Source organism: Bradyrhizobium macuxiense (genome assembly GCF_007993935.1).
GTDB lineage: Bacteria > Pseudomonadota > Alphaproteobacteria > Rhizobiales > Xanthobacteraceae > Bradyrhizobium > Bradyrhizobium macuxiense_A.
In genome coordinates, this window is sequence record NZ_VITY01000003.1 from 553,794 (window position 1) to 568,867 (window position 15,074).

General features: G+C 65.3%; 14 protein-coding genes. 8 read left to right on the forward strand and 6 right to left on the reverse strand.

The features are described 5' to 3' along the window. The 3 genes from FBZ93_RS10580 to FBZ93_RS10590 all read left to right on the forward strand — a co-directional run bounded on the left by FBZ93_RS10580 (position 1) and on the right by FBZ93_RS10590 (position 2,015). Positions 1–846 carry a phosphatase PAP2 family protein gene (locus FBZ93_RS10580; RefSeq protein ID WP_146985817.1) on the forward strand — a complete coding sequence of 282 codons (846 nt, stop codon included), beginning with the start codon at positions 1–3 and terminating at the stop codon, positions 844–846. Between the two features lie 69 nt (positions 847–915). Beyond that, positions 916–1,677: a glycosyltransferase family 2 protein gene (locus FBZ93_RS10585; protein ID WP_146985818.1), complete on the forward strand. Its 762-nt coding sequence runs from the start codon at positions 916–918 to the stop codon at positions 1,675–1,677. Next, a complete protein-coding gene (locus tag FBZ93_RS10590) occupies positions 1,677–2,015 on the forward strand; it encodes a lipid-A-disaccharide synthase N-terminal domain-containing protein (protein WP_146985819.1) in 339 nt (112 codons plus the stop codon). Before FBZ93_RS10585 ends, FBZ93_RS10590 begins: the two co-directional genes overlap by 1 nt. On the opposite strand, the gene FBZ93_RS10595 is transcribed toward FBZ93_RS10590, so the two are convergent. After that, the gene (locus tag FBZ93_RS10595) at positions 2,016–3,701 is read right to left on the reverse strand and encodes a Na/Pi cotransporter family protein (RefSeq protein ID WP_146985820.1); all 1,686 of its coding nucleotides are present in this window, start codon (positions 3,699–3,701) and stop codon (positions 2,016–2,018) included. 240 nt (positions 3,702–3,941) lie between these two features. Here FBZ93_RS10595 and FBZ93_RS10600 point away from each other — a divergent pair, with 240 nt between their 5' ends. After that, positions 3,942–4,187 carry a PilZ domain-containing protein gene (locus FBZ93_RS10600; RefSeq protein WP_021079298.1) on the forward strand — a complete coding sequence of 82 codons (246 nt, stop codon included), beginning with the start codon at positions 3,942–3,944 and terminating at the stop codon, positions 4,185–4,187. 140 nt (positions 4,188–4,327) lie between these two features. Beyond that, positions 4,328–5,152, forward strand: coding sequence for a tetratricopeptide repeat protein (locus FBZ93_RS10605; RefSeq protein ID WP_208763986.1), 825 nt, complete (start codon positions 4,328–4,330; stop codon positions 5,150–5,152). A gap of 24 nt (positions 5,153–5,176) precedes the next feature. Here the strand turns inward: FBZ93_RS10605 and FBZ93_RS10610 are convergent, their stop codons facing one another. The 5 genes from FBZ93_RS10610 to metC all read right to left on the reverse strand — a co-directional run bounded on the left by FBZ93_RS10610 (position 5,177) and on the right by metC (position 10,979). After that, the gene (locus tag FBZ93_RS10610) at positions 5,177–6,445 is read right to left on the reverse strand and encodes an AAA family ATPase (RefSeq protein WP_146985821.1); all 1,269 of its coding nucleotides are present in this window, start codon (positions 6,443–6,445) and stop codon (positions 5,177–5,179) included. Next, the gene (locus FBZ93_RS10615) at positions 6,442–7,179 is read right to left on the reverse strand and encodes a CpaD family pilus assembly protein (RefSeq protein WP_167528989.1); all 738 of its coding nucleotides are present in this window, start codon (positions 7,177–7,179) and stop codon (positions 6,442–6,444) included. The genes FBZ93_RS10610 and FBZ93_RS10615 overlap by 4 nt, the downstream gene beginning before the upstream one ends. Before the next feature lie 33 nt (positions 7,180–7,212). Next, a complete protein-coding gene (locus FBZ93_RS10620; RefSeq protein WP_433995395.1) occupies positions 7,213–8,679 on the reverse strand; it encodes a type II and III secretion system protein family protein in 1,467 nt (488 codons plus the stop codon). Positions 8,680–8,692: 13 nt separating this feature from the next. Further along, positions 8,693–9,496 carry a Flp pilus assembly protein CpaB gene (gene cpaB / locus FBZ93_RS10625; RefSeq protein ID WP_146985823.1) on the reverse strand — a complete coding sequence of 268 codons (804 nt, stop codon included), beginning with the start codon at positions 9,494–9,496 and terminating at the stop codon, positions 8,693–8,695. 286 nt (positions 9,497–9,782) lie between these two features. Then, on the reverse strand, positions 9,783–10,979 hold the full coding sequence (gene metC / locus FBZ93_RS10630; protein ID WP_146985824.1) for a cystathionine beta-lyase: 1,197 nt from the start codon (positions 10,977–10,979) through the stop codon (positions 9,783–9,785). 321 nt (positions 10,980–11,300) lie between these two features. On the opposite strand from metC, the gene FBZ93_RS10635 reads away from it, so the two are divergent. Genes FBZ93_RS10635 through FBZ93_RS10645 form a run of 3 tightly spaced genes read left to right on the forward strand, consistent with a single transcriptional unit; the run spans position 11,301 to position 15,065 of the window. After that, a complete protein-coding gene (locus FBZ93_RS10635; protein WP_146985825.1) occupies positions 11,301–12,317 on the forward strand; it encodes an amino acid ABC transporter substrate-binding protein in 1,017 nt (338 codons plus the stop codon). 25 nt (positions 12,318–12,342) lie between these two features. Continuing rightward, positions 12,343–13,548: an amino acid ABC transporter permease gene (locus FBZ93_RS10640; protein ID WP_146985826.1), complete on the forward strand. Its 1,206-nt coding sequence runs from the start codon at positions 12,343–12,345 to the stop codon at positions 13,546–13,548. Next, positions 13,545–15,065 carry an amino acid ABC transporter permease gene (locus FBZ93_RS10645; protein ID WP_146985827.1) on the forward strand — a complete coding sequence of 507 codons (1,521 nt, stop codon included), beginning with the start codon at positions 13,545–13,547 and terminating at the stop codon, positions 15,063–15,065. Before FBZ93_RS10640 ends, FBZ93_RS10645 begins: the two co-directional genes overlap by 4 nt. Positions 15,066–15,074 lie beyond the last annotated feature (9 nt).

Sequence of the window (15,074 nt, forward strand, 5' to 3'; positions counted from 1 at the left end):
ATGCCGGCGCCGCCAGCCAAGTCGGAATCCGCCAACTATTTCGGACGATTGCTGACGCTGGTCTGGCTATCCCTCGCCCAGCTTGTCCGGGCACCGTCGCATTCGCGCCGGGCCGAGGCGGCGCGACGCTCCGCGCGCCACGTGCTTTTGCTCGTCGTCATCGTCGGCGCCGTGATCATCACGCTGATGTATGCGGTCGATGTTGCCGAGATCAGCCTGATGCCGCCACGCGGCACGCCTGGTCTCTGGTGGGTGAAGATACTCACCGATTTCGGCAAGGACGAGTACGTGCTGAGCGCGCTGGGTGTGCTGCTGATTGTCGTCGCATTGACGGCGCCTGCGCTGCGTGGTGTGCCGCGCGCGACCTTGCTCGGCCTGGGTACGAGGCTGCAATACCTGTTTCTCTCGGTCGCGCTGTCGGTGGCGGTGGGGGAAGTGATCAAGTGGATCGTCGGCCGCGGGCGGCCGTTCGTCGGCGGCAAGGCCAACGCCTTCAACTTCCAGCACTTCGCGGGCACGGAAGCTTATTCGAGCTTTCCGTCGGGACATTCGATCACGGCATTCGCGCTGGCCTTCGCCGTTTCGGCCGTCTGGCCGCGTGCGCGGGTCGCGATGCTGGTCTATGCGCTGATCATCATCGCGACGCGGCTGGTGCTGCTGGCCCATCATCCGAGCGACGTGGTGGCCGGCGCGCTGGTCGGCGTGATCGGCGCAATGGCCGTGCGCTACTGGTTCGCCGCCCGCCGCCTTGGTTTCGCCATTGATCGCGATGGCACGGTCGTGGCCCTGCCGGGACCGTCGGAAGAGCGCCTCAAAAGGGTTGCGGGGAGCGCCTTCGCCCCATAAAAGCGGTCGCCCGGCGGCCGGATCGGGCGGGTTCCAGCCGCGAACCCCACATCAACCACGAGTGTCGAATTGCCTGTTTCCGACCAGACGCCGGTCGCCGTTTCCATCGTCGTGCCTGTGCGCAACGAGGCGGATAATATCGCGCCGCTGATCGCCGAGATCGCGGCGGCGCTCGACGGACGCTGGGTCTACGAAATCGTCTACGTCAATGACGGCTCGACCGACGCCACCGGCGAACGGCTGAGCGCGATCATGACGCAGCGGCCCAACCTCCGGCAACTCCGCCACGCGGTCTCCTCGGGGCAGTCGGCTGCCGTGCGTAGTGGCGTTCGCGCCGCGCGCGGCGCGATCGTGGCAACGCTCGATGGGGACGGGCAGAACGATCCGGCCTTCCTGCCGAACCTGATCGCGGCGATCGAGGGCGGCAATGGTCGCGTCGGCCTCGCCGCGGGCCAGCGGGTCGGCCGCAAGGATACCGGTTTCAAGAAGCTGCAATCGCGCATCGCTAACGCCGTGCGCGGCATCATCCTGCGCGACGGCACCCGCGACACCGGCTGCGGCCTGAAGGCATTTCCGCGCGAGGTGTTTCTGACGATGCCCTATTTCGACGGGCTGCATCGTTTCCTTCCGGCGCTGGTCCGCCGCGAGGGGCTGGCGATTGCCTATGTCGACGTCGTCGACCGTCCGCGCCATTCCGGCGTGTCGAACTATGGATTCTTCGACCGGCTCTGGATCGGGATCATGGATCTGGCCGGCGTGTGGTGGCTGATCCGCCGCAAGAAACCGACGCCGCTGGTCACTGAAGTGCCTGATGTCACCGAGGTGAAGTGATGCTGATTCAGTACGGTCAGGCGCTGAGCGCCTATCTCTACGACGTGTTCATCGCCAAGTTCGATTTCTGGCTGGCGTTCGGCCTCATCGCGCAATTGTTCTTCACGGCGCGCTTTCTCGTGCAGTGGATCTCCAGCGAGCGCGCCGGCCAGAGCGTGGTGCCGATGGCGTTCTGGTTCTTCTCGATGGGCGGCGGTCTGATGACGCTGGTCTACGGGCTCGCCAAGCGCGAACCCGTCATCATTATCGGGCAGGGCCTCGCCACCCTGATCTACATCCGCAACATCATGCTGATCGTGAAGAACCGCGGCCAGGCGTCGAAGACGTTGGACCGCTGATCAACGTCCGGCCGCCGGGGCCGCAACGTCTGCTGCATCCACCGCATTCGCGCGATCGGCCGAGGTCTCGCCGGCGGCGTCGAGCACGGGATAGGCGACCGAGCAGATGTGCGAATGGATGCGGCGAAGGTCGCGCAGCACGTCGAGATGCAGCGACGTGGTCTCGATGGTCTCGGGCCGGCCTTCGCGCAGCCGCTCCAGATGGCGCTCGACGGCGGCGAGTTCCGCCGCGCGCAGCGCAGCCTTCTCGGTGAGCAACCGGCGCGCCTCGTTGGCATCGCCCGACATGAACACGCCGAAGGCGATCCGCAGCGAGTCGATCGTACGCTTATGGAACGCCGACAATTCCTCGGCGCCTTCAGCAGAGAATTGCAGGCGATGCTTGATCTTCTTGGTCGCGAGTTCGCTCAGGTTCTTGTCGATGATGTCGCCGATATGCTCGAGGTTGATCGCGAACGCGACGATCTCCATGGCGCGGTGACCCTCACGTTCATCGAGACTGCCGCGGGTGAGTTTCGTGACGTAGAGCTTGATCGCCTCGTTCAGCCGGTCGACGATGTTGTCCATCTTCGACACCTGGTCGACCAAAGCGCGATCATTGGTCAGCATCGCCGCCATCACCTTGCGCAACATCGCCTCGGTGTGGTCGCCCATATGCAGCACCTCGCGCGCGGCATCGGCCAGCGCGAGCGAAGGCGTCTCCAGCGCGCTTTCGTCGAGATAGCGCGGCCGTGACGGATCGGTCTCCTGTGCCCGCTTTGGCAGCAGGCGCTCGAGCAGACGCGCCATGTGGTCGAGCACGCCGATGAACAGCAGGGCGGTCGCAACGTTGAAGCCGATGTGGAACAGCGCGGTCGCCTTGGCGAGATCGGGCTGCCAGGTGTAGATGGTCTCCGTGATCGGGCGCAGGAACGGCGCCACCAGCAGGATGCCGACGACACGGTTGACGAGGTTGCCGACCGGCAGCCGGTAGCTCGCCGGATTGTCGCGCCGCGCGCCCTCCAGCAACGGATTGACGGCGCTGCCGAGGTTGGCGCCGAGCACCAGCGCGAACGCGGCATAGGGCGAGATGAACTGGGAATAGGCCAGCGACATCACCAAGAGGACGCTGGCGACGCTGGAATGGACCAGCCAGGTCACGACCGCGCCGATCAGGATGCAGAGAATGGGATCGCCGGTGATCGCGCCCAGGAACACGCGCACGCCCGGGGCATTCTCGGCGGGCGCCATCGTATCGAGCAGGATGTGCAGCGCGAGCAGCATCAGGCCGAGGCCAATCGAGACGCGGCCGAGATCCTTGATCCGGGAGCGCGGTCCGCTGCGGAACGCGACGAGACCCGTGATGAACAGCACCGGCGCCACCGCCGCGACGTTGAACGACAGCACCTGCACGATCAGCGTGGTGCCGATATTGGCACCGAGCATGATCGCGAGCGCCGGCACCAGGCTGACGATCTCCTCGGCGGCGAAGGAACTGGTGATCAGGGCGGTCGCGGTCGAGCTCTGGAGCAGGGCGGTCAGGCCGAAGCCGGCGCCGAGGGCGGTGAACCGGTTGCGCAGCGCTCGCGCCAGCAACAGCCGCAAATCGGGCCCGAAGGCCCGCAGGATCCCGCTATGGACCATGTGCAGGCCCCACAGCAGGAGCGCGACGCCCCCCATCAGATCAAGCAGAACAAGACTTCCCATACGTCGTGGATATCCCGGTAAATTCGAGTCGAAGGGTTCACGCTATAGAGCCAATTGACCCGCGATCAACCCCTTTGTTCCCGCTGGAACCGAAGAGAGGGAAGAGGTTGCCGGTCGAGCCCGGTAAACGAATCCTAGAGATGACCGTTCAATTGCGATGGGATCCGCTAGGCAGTTCCCAATCTTTCCCCGCTATGAAGGTGGAAACGAGAAGCTGACCAGCAAGGCTTGGGGATCAGGATGTTTGTCAATCGCCGCAAGAGCGAACGCCGTGAGTGCCGGAGCGTCGCCAAAATTCAATTGGGCACAGGGTCGTTGCCGCGTGACTGCATGATCACCGACATCTCGGCTGGTGGCGTCAAGGTGATCGCCGAATATCTCGAGATACCGCCGGAATTCACCATCATCCTGTCGAGCGGCAGTCCGCGTCAGTGCCGCTTGGCCTGGCGGATCGGGCACGAATTCGGCGCCCAGTTCGTCGACTGATCGGGCGGCAGGGCCGGTGGCCGGCCCGGCACGCCGGCCCCGCTTCGGGGCCGGATGACGGCGAGATGATGGCATCCTTAACCGGAACTTAGGGTTAAGCTGTGAGCATCCCGGAACCTTCGCTGTTCCGAGTCTCGTTGATGTCTGAGAAACTACCCCGACCTTCCGGCCGCATGCACCGTCTTGCCGGCTCGGTATCTGCCGCGATCCTGCTGATCGGGCTGTCCGCCTGTCAGACCTCGGGTCCGTCCGACATCACCGGGTCACTGGGCGAAACGGCGGAGGCCACGCCGGCTCCCGCCGATCCCCGGCGCGACATTGCGACCTATCACGAGCGCGTCCGCGCCAACCCGAAAGACGCCGACGCCGAGCTGAAATACGCCCGGGCGCTGCGCGCCACCGGCCAGCGGGCGCAGGCGGTCGCCGTCATGGAGCAGGCGGTGCTGGCGCAGCCCAGCAACAAGGCACTCCTCGCCGGCTACGGACGGGCGCTCGCCGACAACGGCAATTTCCAGCAGGCATTCGACGTGCTCGGACGCGCCCACACCCCGGAAGACCCGGACTGGCGGATCCTGTCGGCACAAGGCGCCGTGCTCGACCAGCTCGAGCGCCACGACGAGGCCCGCCAATATTATGCCAGCGCGCTGAAGATCGTGCCTGACGATGCCTCGGTGCTCTCCAATCTCGGCCTGTCCTACCTGCTGTCGAAAGACCTGCCGAAGGCCGAGGAGACGCTGCGCCGCGCCCGGCAGCGCGCGCCCGACGACATGCGGGTACGTACCAATCTCGCCGTCGTGGTCGGTCTGGAGGGCCGCCAGGCCGAGGCGGAAACCATCATGAAGGCCGACCTGCCGCCGGAGCAGGGCTCAGCCAATGTCGCCGCATTGAAGCGGCTGTTGGCGCGCAGGGACGCGAGCCGCACCGATACCGACAAGATCCCGGTCGCGGCCAGCCGCCACGACTAGACGAGTCAGCGTCTCGGATTGGAGCTAGCCCGCGGCGCGGCGTCCATCGCTGCGGCGCGGCTGCAGCTTCTTGAGGATCGGCGACAGGAACGATTCGCGGGTCTCGGCGAGATCGGGACGGCCGGTCAGGCGCTGCGCGATCTGCAGGAAGGTCCTTGTGGTACGGTGACGCGCGGAGACTTCCGCGATCATCTGGCCGTTGTTGGCGGCTTCACCGAACAGCCTGCAATCGAACGGGATGGTCGCGATCGGCTGGCTCTCGATCGTCTTGGCGAAGTCCTTGACCTCGATCTCGGGGCGCTTCGACATGCCGACCTGGTTCAGGCAGTAGAGCGGCGGCCGGTCGTTCGGACGCGCGGCCCGCAGCAGGTTCATCATGTTCTTGGTGTTGCGCATGTTGGCGAGATCGGGCTCGGCGACGATCAGGATATCGTCGGCGCCGACCAGCACGCGCTTGGTCCATGCGGTCCACTGATGCGGAACGTCGAGTACGATGCAGGATGTGGTCATGCGCATCGTGTCGAAGATGGCGTCGAACGCTTCGGCGCCGAAATCGTAGACCTGATCGAGGGTGGCCGGGGCCGCCAGCAGGCTGAGATGGTCGTTGCATCTTGCGAGCAGGCGTTCCATGAAGGCGCTGTCCGGACGTTCCGGCGCGAACACCGCGTTCGCGATGCCCTGCGTCGGGTCCTGGTTGTAGTCGAGCCCGGCGGTGCCGAAGGCGAGGTCGAGATCGACGACGACCGAATCCAGCCCGAGGTCGCGCGCGATGGTCCAGGCGACATTGTGGGCAATGGTCGAGGCGCCGACACCGCCCTTGGCGCCTGCGACCGCGATTAGGCGGCCGACCGAGACCGCTTCGGAGGACGAGAACAGGCCGCAGATCGAGCGCACGATGTCGAGCACCTTGACCGGCCCGACCACGTAATCGTTGACGCCGCGCCGCACCAATTCGCGATACGGCGCAGTCTCGCCGGGCGCGCCGAGCACGACGACGCGGGTGCCGGGATCGCAGACCGTCGCGAGCTCGTCGAGGGCGGCGAGCAGATCGGTGTCCGGCTCGGTCTCCAGCATGATGACATTGGGCGTCGGCGCCTTGTGATAGGCATCGATGGCCGCGGCGATGCCGCCCATATGGACGGAGAGGTGAGCCTTGGCGAGCCGGCGGTCGTCGGCGGCGGCGCGCGCCGTCGCGGCGGTCGCGACGCTGGCGCAGAATGCCTGCACGGAAATCCGCGGCGCCGGCGCGATGTGGTCGTTGGTGTGCTGTGGCTCGTCTTGTTGTTCGGTCATTTCCCGGCGTCGCTCAGCTTGGCTCTATCGGCTTCAGGGTAGGTGGTCGCGGTCGTCTCACCCTTGCTGTATTTCTGGAACGCGATCGACCGGCGCGGGGTGTAGGATGCGGTCTCGGTCCGCGGCTGTTCGAGGTCGGACGGATTGGCGACCATCGCAGCCAGATTGCGCTGGGTGGCGCAGCCGAAATTGTCCCACTGCTTGTTCTCGTTGTAGCTCGGATTGTAGATCGAGGGACCAAGGTCGGCCGGCCACACGCCGCAGGGCCCGGCGACCGCGGCCATCTTCGGATAGCTGAGGCGGATGGTCGGCAGCGCGCGCGGATCGTCGAGGCGGTAGGAGCGCCTGGTGATGGCATGGGCGGGCACGCCCATCGACGCCAGCACGCCGCGGATTTCCTGGTACACCGCCTGCGCCGAACGCGCGTTCGCGGTGTCGGCGGGCACGTCGACCGCGATCGCGCCGGTGCCTTCGCGGCGCCAGCTGCGGGCGAGCCCCATGACGTCGTCGCGCTGGGTTTCGGTGAGATTGCCACGGGCGCGGCCGACGAACACGACGATCGATTGTTCGCCCTCGGTGACCGCGATCGGATGCCGTTGCCGGTAGTCGTCAGGCACGGTGCCGGTAACGACATCGCCCGTCAGATTGCAGCCGCCGAGCGCGATCGCCGTGGTGACGAGCGCGCCGAACAGCGAGAACGTTCTCGCGTGACCTGCTTGTGTGTTGCGTGTCATCATAGGATCCCCCAACCCCTTCAGGTCCGCGCCTTAATCGATGATGAAGCCGAAATTGACCGGCGTGGCGCCGATCGGCTCGGCACGGGCGGCAACGCCGTAGATGCGATTGACGCGCGCCAGCAGCGCCGACTGCGCGTCGGAGGCCGGGGCGAAGCCGTCATCGGGACGCGACAATTCCTTCTGCGCAACGGCGCGCACCACATAGGGCGTCACGATGACCATCAGCTCGGTCTCGTTGTTGACGAAGTCCTGGCTCCTGAACAGCTGTCCGAGGACCGGAATCTGATCGACGCCGGGCATGCCGTTGATGGCCTGCTTGGTCTGCTCCTGGATCAGGCCGGCCATCGCGATCGAGCCGCCGGAGGGCACTTCCAGCGTGGTGTCGGCGCGGCGGGTCTTGATCGAGGGAATGGTCGTGCCGCCTTGGCCGCCGGTCAGCGCGTTGTCCATCGAGACTTCGGAGACCTCGGTCATCACCTTCAGGCTGATGCGTCCCTCGGACAGCACCACCGGGGTGAAGTTGAGCGAGATGCCGAACTTCTTGAAGCTGACGGTCTGAACGCAATTGCCGATCGTGCCCGTGCTCGAGGTCTGGCAGGTCACGCCGGTCGGAATTGGAAACTCGCCGCCTGAGACGAAGGTCGCGGACTCGCCGGAGATTGCCGTGAGGTTCGGCTCGGCCAGCGTCTTGACCACGCCCGCGCTTTCCATCGCGCGCAGCGTCGCGGTGACGGTCGGCACACCGAGCTTGTTCAGGGCCGCGCCGGTCAGCACGTTGCTGGTGAGCGGCCCGTTGTTGGCGGTGAAGGGGTTGGCGTTGTTGAAGACCACCGCAGCGGTGCCGTAGTTCATGTTGGCGGTGAGATCGACGCCGAGCTGCTTGACGACGTCGCGCCGCACTTCGGCGACGGTGACTTTCAGCATCACCTGGTCGCGGCCGCGCACCACGATGGAGTTGACGACCTTGTCGGGGCTGCCGACGAGCTTGGCGGCGATATCGCCGGCCTGCTGGGCCTCGACCGGGCTTGCCACCGTGCCGGTCAGCACCACGCTCTCGCCGACGCCCTCGATCTGCACGCCCGGCAGCATCTGCTTCAGCGCGGCGCGCATGCCGTTGAGGTCGCGCTTGATCGCGATGTCGTAGGAGGCGACCTGGTTGCCGTCGGCGTCGAAGAACACCACGTTGGTCTGGCCGACCGCCGCGCCGATGATGTAGGCGCGCTGGGCCGAGCGGATCACCGCGTTGGCGATCTTGGGATCGGCGACCAGAACGTCCTTCGCCTCGCGCGGCAGGTCGACCACGACAGACTTGCCGACGCCGAGCGAGACGAACCGCGTCTTGGCGGCAATGCTGCTCGTCACCGCGACATCCGCGTTCTTGTCCGGATCGGTCGCGCTGGCGAGGGCAGGGATCAGCATCAGGGCGGTGACCGCCGAGATCGACAGCGAACGGACCAGCGTGGTCCGCATCGCCGGTTGTTTTGCATCCGTGTTCATATCGAAGCCCCCATCACTTCTGTGTCGTCTGAGAGCTCGGGATGCCGAAGCGCACCACCCTGATGCTCTCGCCCCGCTTCGGGGCATGATCGCTGGTCTCGTCGGTCTTCTCGTTGACGTCGGCGATGCTGCGCAGCGCCAGCGCCAGCGTGCCGCTCTGCCGGGCGCGCGCGAGCGTCTCGGCCTGTTCGGGCTTGAGCTCGAGGGTCACGGTCTTGCCGACGAGGGAGTTGTTGCCGTCCTTCTCTTTCGGTGCCTGGTCGATCGCCAGCACGCGGACGTTGGACAACAAGATTTCGGTGGTGATGATGTCGCGGCTACCCTGCATCTGATCGGGATTCTTGTCGCGCCGCGACAGGATCACATCGACGCGGTCGTTCGGCAGGATGAAGCCGCCGGCGCCGGTCTCCGGCGAGATTTCCGTGGAGATCGCGCGCATGCCGGAGGGCAGGATCGCGGCCATGAAACCGCTGCCGTTGGCCTTGACCAGTTTCTGGTCGCGGATCGGCTCACCGACGATGAAGGGAGCCCGTGCGATCGAGCCTATGACGTCCTTCATGGCGTCGGCATTGGTGTCCTGGCGGATGAATGCGCTGCTGGCGGTCTCGGCCGGCCAGCGCTGCCATTGCACGTCTTCAGCCTTGACCGACTGACCAAGTCCGATGTCGGACTTCGCCACCAGCACCTCGACGGTCGGCAGTTGTACCACTGGCGGCGCGACCGGCGCCGGTTTGCGATCGCCGGAGCTCGCGAGATACATGGCCGCGAGGCCTGCGACGCCGGCGATGCCGAGGACCACGATGCGTGCCGTCTTCATGCGATTGTCTGAATGCCCTTAACGCCGGGCAGTCACGTCCTTACGGCACTGACAGCCCTTCCCGGGAGCATCACTACGGCCGCAAAAGTATAAGGGAACTTGATGCAAGGTCCGGACAATTAAGGGATTGGTGGGGATGGTGAACGGCGGGTTATCGGCATTCGTCGCATCTCCGCAGAATCCCGGAGATCGTACGCGCCCAACGTGTGCGACGCTGCTCCCACACGGCGTCACGGCCGCTCGGCCGTGGTTAATGTCGTCTAACGCGCGAGGTCGCGTGGCACGATCAGTGCGCGGCCTTCAACGCGGCAAATCCGCGATCGAGATCGGCCTTGAGGTCGTCGAGATTTTCGAGCCCGATATGCAGCCGCAGCGTCGGCCCGCCCGGCGACCATTTGGTCGCGGTGCGATAGTCGCTGCAGTCGAACGGGATGGCGAGGCTCTCGAAGCCGCCCCAGGAAAAGCCCATGCCGAACAGCTGGAACGCGTCGAGCATCGCATCGACCGCGGCCTGCGGCACCGGCTTCAGCACGACGCTGAACAATCCGGAGGCGCCGGTGAAGTCGCGTTTCCAGATCGCGTGCCCCGGATCGGTCTCGAGGGCAGGGTGCAGCACCCGATCGACCTCGGGCCGCGCGCCAAGCCAGCGCGCGATCTCGAGCCCGGAGCGATGGTGCTGCGCAAGCCGCACCGACAGCGTGCGGACCCCGCGCAGCGCGAGATAAACGTCGTCGGGACCGGCACAGACGCCGAGCAGGCGGATCGCCTCCTGAATCAGCGGCCAGGCCTTCGCATTGGCCGCGATGGTGCCGAACATGATGTCGGAGTGGCCGCCGATATATTTCGTGCCGGCCTGCATGCTGATGTCGACGCCCTGTTCGAGCGAGCGGTGATAGAGCGCCGTCGCCCAGGTGTTGTCGTCGATGACGAGCGCGCCGCGGGCATGCGCCACGGCCGATATGGCGCGGACATCGGGCATCTCGAAGGATTGCGAACCGGGCGCCTCGAGCAGCACCGCGCGGGTATTCGGCTTGAACAGCGCCTCGATGCCGGCGCCGATCAGCGGATCGAAATAGCTGGTCTCGATGCCGTAGCGCTTCAGCATGTTGTCGCAGAAATTGCGGGTTGGCCGATAGGCGTTGTCGCAGACCAGCAGGTGGTCGCCGGCCTTCAGCACGGCGAGCAGCGTGGTGCTGATCGCTGCCAGTCCCGACGGGGCGAGGCCGACGCCGGCGCATTGCGGGCCTTCCAGCGCCATCAGCACGTCCTGCAGCGCCCGCGTAGTCGGGCTGCCGTGACGGCCATAGGTAAATTCGGCGCGATGGGCGTGCAGCGCCTCGGCGGTCGGATAGAGCACGGTCGAGCCGTGAAACACCGGCGGATTGACGAAGCCCTTCTGGGCCTTGGTGTCGCGGCCGGCCGTGACCAGGCGGGTCGCGGCGTCTTGCGGGCGGGAAGGCGTGGAGCCGTCGGAGGAGGTCATGGTTCGCTGCCGTTTTAGACTTTTTGCCACAGCGCACCGCGTCGGAAGACGGGGCACACCGGGAGTTGCTACTAACAAGAGGTAGAAGACATGCGTCAACCCCTTGACCCGGCTCGCCAGTCGCTATGTGATGCGGCGCAACTACCCGTCGCCGCACGTTGAGGGGCCTGCCGCGACCTACGATCCGTTGCCTGACCGGTTTGCACGCCAAACTGCCGGTTCGATCAGCATTATTTGCTGCAGGGGATCATTGGGATGGCCCGTTAGCGCGAGGCGATCACAAAGCAAACGTCCAACGGACGACCCTGAAAGGCCCCGCCCATGAAACGCGTATCCCTGGCTGTCATACTTGCCGCTGCCGCCGCCCTGTCGGTCCAGGCGGCCTCGGCACAAACCCTCAAGACGGTCAAGGATCGCGGCCAGCTGTCCTGCGGCGTCAGCCAGGGCCTGCCTGGTTTTTCGGCACCCGACGACAAGGGGAACTGGACCGGGATCGACGTCGACGTCTGCCGGGCCATCGCCGCCGTGGTGCTCGACGATCCGACCAAGATCAAGTTCGTGCCGCTGTCGGCCAAGGATCGCTTCACTGCGCTGCAGTCGGGCGAGATCGACGTGCTGTCGCGCAATACCACCTGGACGGTGTCGCGTGACACCTCGCTCGGCGCCAATTTCACCGGCGTGACCTATTATGACGGGCAGGGCTTCATGGTGAAGAAGTCGCTCAAGGTCAATTCGGCGCTCGAACTGAACAGCGCGTCGGTCTGCGTGCAGACCGGAACCACCACGGAGCAGAACCTCGCCGACTTCTTCAAGGGTAACAACATGAAGTATGAGGTGATCGCGTTCGGCAGCATCGACGAGGCCGTCAAGGCCTATGAATCCGGACGCTGCGACGTCTTCACCGACGACGCCTCAGGGCTCTATGCCAGCCGTCTGAAGCTTGCGAACCCTGCCGATCACATCGTGCTCCCGGAAATCATTTCCAAGGAGCCGCTCGGGCCGATGGTGCGCCACGGCGACGACCAGTGGTTCGACATCGTGAAGTGGACACTGTTTGCGATGATCAATGCCGAGGAACTCGGCATCACCCAGAAGAATGTCGACACCATGCTCAAATCCGACAAGCCGGAGATGAAGCGGGTGCTCGGCACCGACGGCAATCTCGGCGAACAGCTCGGCCTCACCAAGGACTGGGTGGTGCGGATCGTGAAGGCGGTCGGCAATTACGGCGAGACTTTCGAGCGCAATGTCGGCACCGGCTCGCCGCTCGGCATCGCCCGCGGCGTCAACAACCTCTGGAACAAGGGCGGTATCCAGTACGCGCCGCCGATCCGCTGATCGATCCCGGCCAACGGCTGCCGCGATGAGCATCGCGCCCCGCAAACCACCGCTGCAATTTGCCCTCAGGCTGAAGCGAGCGCTTGGCGGCAAGGCCGGCTGGAACGGGTTGGCCGCCCAGATTGCCTTCGCCGCGATCCTGGCCTGGATCGCCTATGAGATCGTGGCGAATGCGCGCGCGAACCTTGAGACCCAGCACATCGCGTCGGGCTTCGGCTTTCTCAATTACAATGCGGGCTTTGACGTCAATCAGAGCCTGATCGCCTACAACAATTCCGACACCTACTGGCGGGTGTTCTTTGTCGGCTTGTTGAATACGATCCTGGTCTCGGTGATCGGCATTGTCTTCGCCACGGTGATCGGCTTCATCGTGGCGCTGTGCCGCCTGTCGCCCAATCTGCTGTTGTCGCGGATCGGCGGCATCTATGTCGAGATCATCAGGAATCTGCCGGTCCTGTTCCAGATCCTGTTCTGGTATCTCGCGGTGCTCGCGGCTCTCCCGGCGCCGAGGCAGAGCATCTCGATCTTCAATACCTTCTTCCTCAACAATCGCGGCCTGGTCGTGCCGCAGCCGGTCACCGAGCCGGGGCTCTATCCGTTCATCGCTGCGCTCGCGGTCGGCATCGCCTTGGCGCTGGGATTGCGACGCTACGCGCGACGTGCGCTATTCCAGCGCGGACAGATGATCCGGATCTGGCCCTACGTGCTGGGTTGTCTGGTCGGTCTGCCGCTGGTCTCGATGCTGATGTTCGGCGGGCCGTTGAAGTTCGAGCTGCCGCAGCTGAAAGGTTTCAACTTCGCCGGCGGCGCGCGGATCATTCCCGAATTCGTGGCGCTGACGGTCGCGTTGTCGACCTACACGGGGGCTTTCATCGCCGAGATCGTCCGCGCCGGCGTCATGTCGGTGCACAAGGGACAGATGGAGGCGGGCTCGTCGCTCGGCCTCAGCCGCGCGGCGACGCTGCGGCTGATCGTGGTGCCGCAGGCAATGCGCGTGATCGTGCCGCCGCTGACCAGCCAGTACCTCAATCTCACCAAGAATTCGTCGCTCGCGGTGGCCATCGGCTATCCGGATCTGGTCTCGGTATTCGCCGGCACCGCGGTGAGCCAGACCGGGCAGGCGATCGAGATCATCGCCATGACGATGGGCGTCTACCTGCTGCTCTCGCTGACGACGAGCGCGCTGATGAGCGTCTATGGCTGGCGCATCAACCGGAGCATGGCGGCATGACGGATATCTCCGCCCCGTCTTTCGTCCGGCAGGACCTGGTCGCCGAGCGCGCGGCGCCGGCAAAGACCACCGGTTTCATCGGCTTCCTCCGCATGCGGCTGTTGAATTCGCCGGGCAACATCCTGCTCACGATCCTCGGGCTCTTGCTGGCCTGGTACATCGTGATCCCGGCAATCAAGTTCCTGCTGGTCGACGCGATCTGGACCGGCAAGGATCGCACCGCCTGCCTCGCGGACAAGGCGGGGCACGAGGTCGGCGCCTGCTGGCCCTATATTCAAGCCAAGCTGACGCAGTTGATCTACGGCTTCTATCCGGAAGCCCAGCGCTGGCGCGTCAATCTGACTTATGGGCTCGGCGCGGCGCTGCTGCTGCCGCTGCTGATGCCGCGCCTGCCGGCGAAGGGACTGAACTCCGGCCTGTTCTTCTTCGCGTTTCCTGTGGTGGCGTTTTTCCTGCTGCATGGCGGCGGCATCGCGGGCTTCGGCGTAAGCTGGACCGCCGGTCTCTTGCAGCTGTTCGAGCAGAGCATTGGCGGCGCCGGCGACCTGCTGGTCAATCTCAGCAAGAGTTCGGCGCTCGGTCCGCTGCCGTGGGTCCTGGGCAAGCTGCTCGTCCTCGTGGGGCTCCTAATCCATTGGCTGATCTTTCCGCTGACCTGGCTGCGCGACCAGCTGCAGCTCTCGTCGGTACCGGTCTGGGGCGATTTTCTCCTGACTGCCGTGATCGTCTCCGCCGTGCTGTTTGTGCTCGGCGGCGGCCTGCGCACCGGCGGCAGGGCACTGATCGGCAGCCTGCTGACGTTTGCCGGGATCGCCGCCGGCATCAAGCTGATGGGGCTCGATCGCGGCGGCTTTCCGATCGTCGACACGCGGCTGTGGGGCGGCCTTCTGGTGACGCTGGTGATCGCGATCACCGGCATCGTTGCCTCGATGCCGATCGGGATTGCGCTCGCGCTCGGCCGCCGCTCGACCATCCCGCTGATCCGGATATTCTCGATCGCCTTCATCGAATTCTGGCGCGGCGTGCCGTTGATCACGGTGCTGTTCTTCGCGACCTACATGCTGCCGCTGTTCGTGCCGGGCAATTTCGCCGTCGACGGCCTGCTGCGCGCCCTGATCGGCGTCGCGATCTTCACCGGCGCCTACATGGCCGAGGTGATCAGGGGCGGGCTCGCTGCGGTGGCGCGCGGGCAGGCGGAAGCCGCATCGGCGCTCGGCCTGTCCTGGTGGAAGACGACGTCGCTGATCGTGCTGCCGCAGGCGCTGCGCTATGTCATTCCCGGCATCGTCAACAGCTTCATCTCGCTGTTCAAGGATACTTCGCTGGTGTCGATCGTGGCGCTGTTCGATCTGTTGGGTTCGCTGCGGGCGTCGTTCTCGGACCCGAACTGGTCGACGCCGACCACGGCCTTTACCGGCTTCGCGTTTGCCGGAATGATCTATTTCGTGTTCTGCTTCGGAATGTCGCGCTACTCGCTGTTTGTCGAAAATCGGCTCAACGCTCATCGCCGCCACTGAACAAGGTCA

Coding starts and splice junctions, on each gene's coding strand:
- FBZ93_RS10580 (WP_146985817.1), top strand. CDS start 1: ATGCCGGCGCCGCCAGCCAAGTCGGAATCCGCCAACTATTTCGGACGA.
- FBZ93_RS10590 (WP_146985819.1), top strand. CDS start 1,677: ATGCTGATTCAGTACGGTCAGGCGCTGAGCGCCTATCTCTACGACGTG.
- FBZ93_RS10595 (WP_146985820.1), bottom strand. CDS start 3,701: ATGGGAAGTCTTGTTCTGCTTGATCTGATGGGGGGCGTCGCGCTCCTG.
- FBZ93_RS10600 (WP_021079298.1), top strand. CDS start 3,942: ATGTTTGTCAATCGCCGCAAGAGCGAACGCCGTGAGTGCCGGAGCGTC.
- FBZ93_RS10605 (WP_208763986.1), top strand. CDS start 4,328: ATGTCTGAGAAACTACCCCGACCTTCCGGCCGCATGCACCGTCTTGCC.
- FBZ93_RS10610 (WP_146985821.1), bottom strand. CDS start 6,445: ATGACCGAACAACAAGACGAGCCACAGCACACCAACGACCACATCGCG.
- FBZ93_RS10615 (WP_167528989.1), bottom strand. CDS start 7,179: ATGACACGCAACACACAAGCAGGTCACGCGAGAACGTTCTCGCTGTTC.
- FBZ93_RS10620 (WP_433995395.1), bottom strand. CDS start 8,679: ATGAACACGGATGCAAAACAACCGGCGATGCGGACCACGCTGGTCCGT.
- cpaB (WP_146985823.1), bottom strand. CDS start 9,496: ATGAAGACGGCACGCATCGTGGTCCTCGGCATCGCCGGCGTCGCAGGC.
- metC (WP_146985824.1), bottom strand. CDS start 10,979: ATGACCTCCTCCGACGGCTCCACGCCTTCCCGCCCGCAAGACGCCGCG.
- FBZ93_RS10635 (WP_146985825.1), top strand. CDS start 11,301: ATGAAACGCGTATCCCTGGCTGTCATACTTGCCGCTGCCGCCGCCCTG.
- FBZ93_RS10640 (WP_146985826.1), top strand. CDS start 12,343: ATGAGCATCGCGCCCCGCAAACCACCGCTGCAATTTGCCCTCAGGCTG.
- FBZ93_RS10645 (WP_146985827.1), top strand. CDS start 13,545: ATGACGGATATCTCCGCCCCGTCTTTCGTCCGGCAGGACCTGGTCGCC.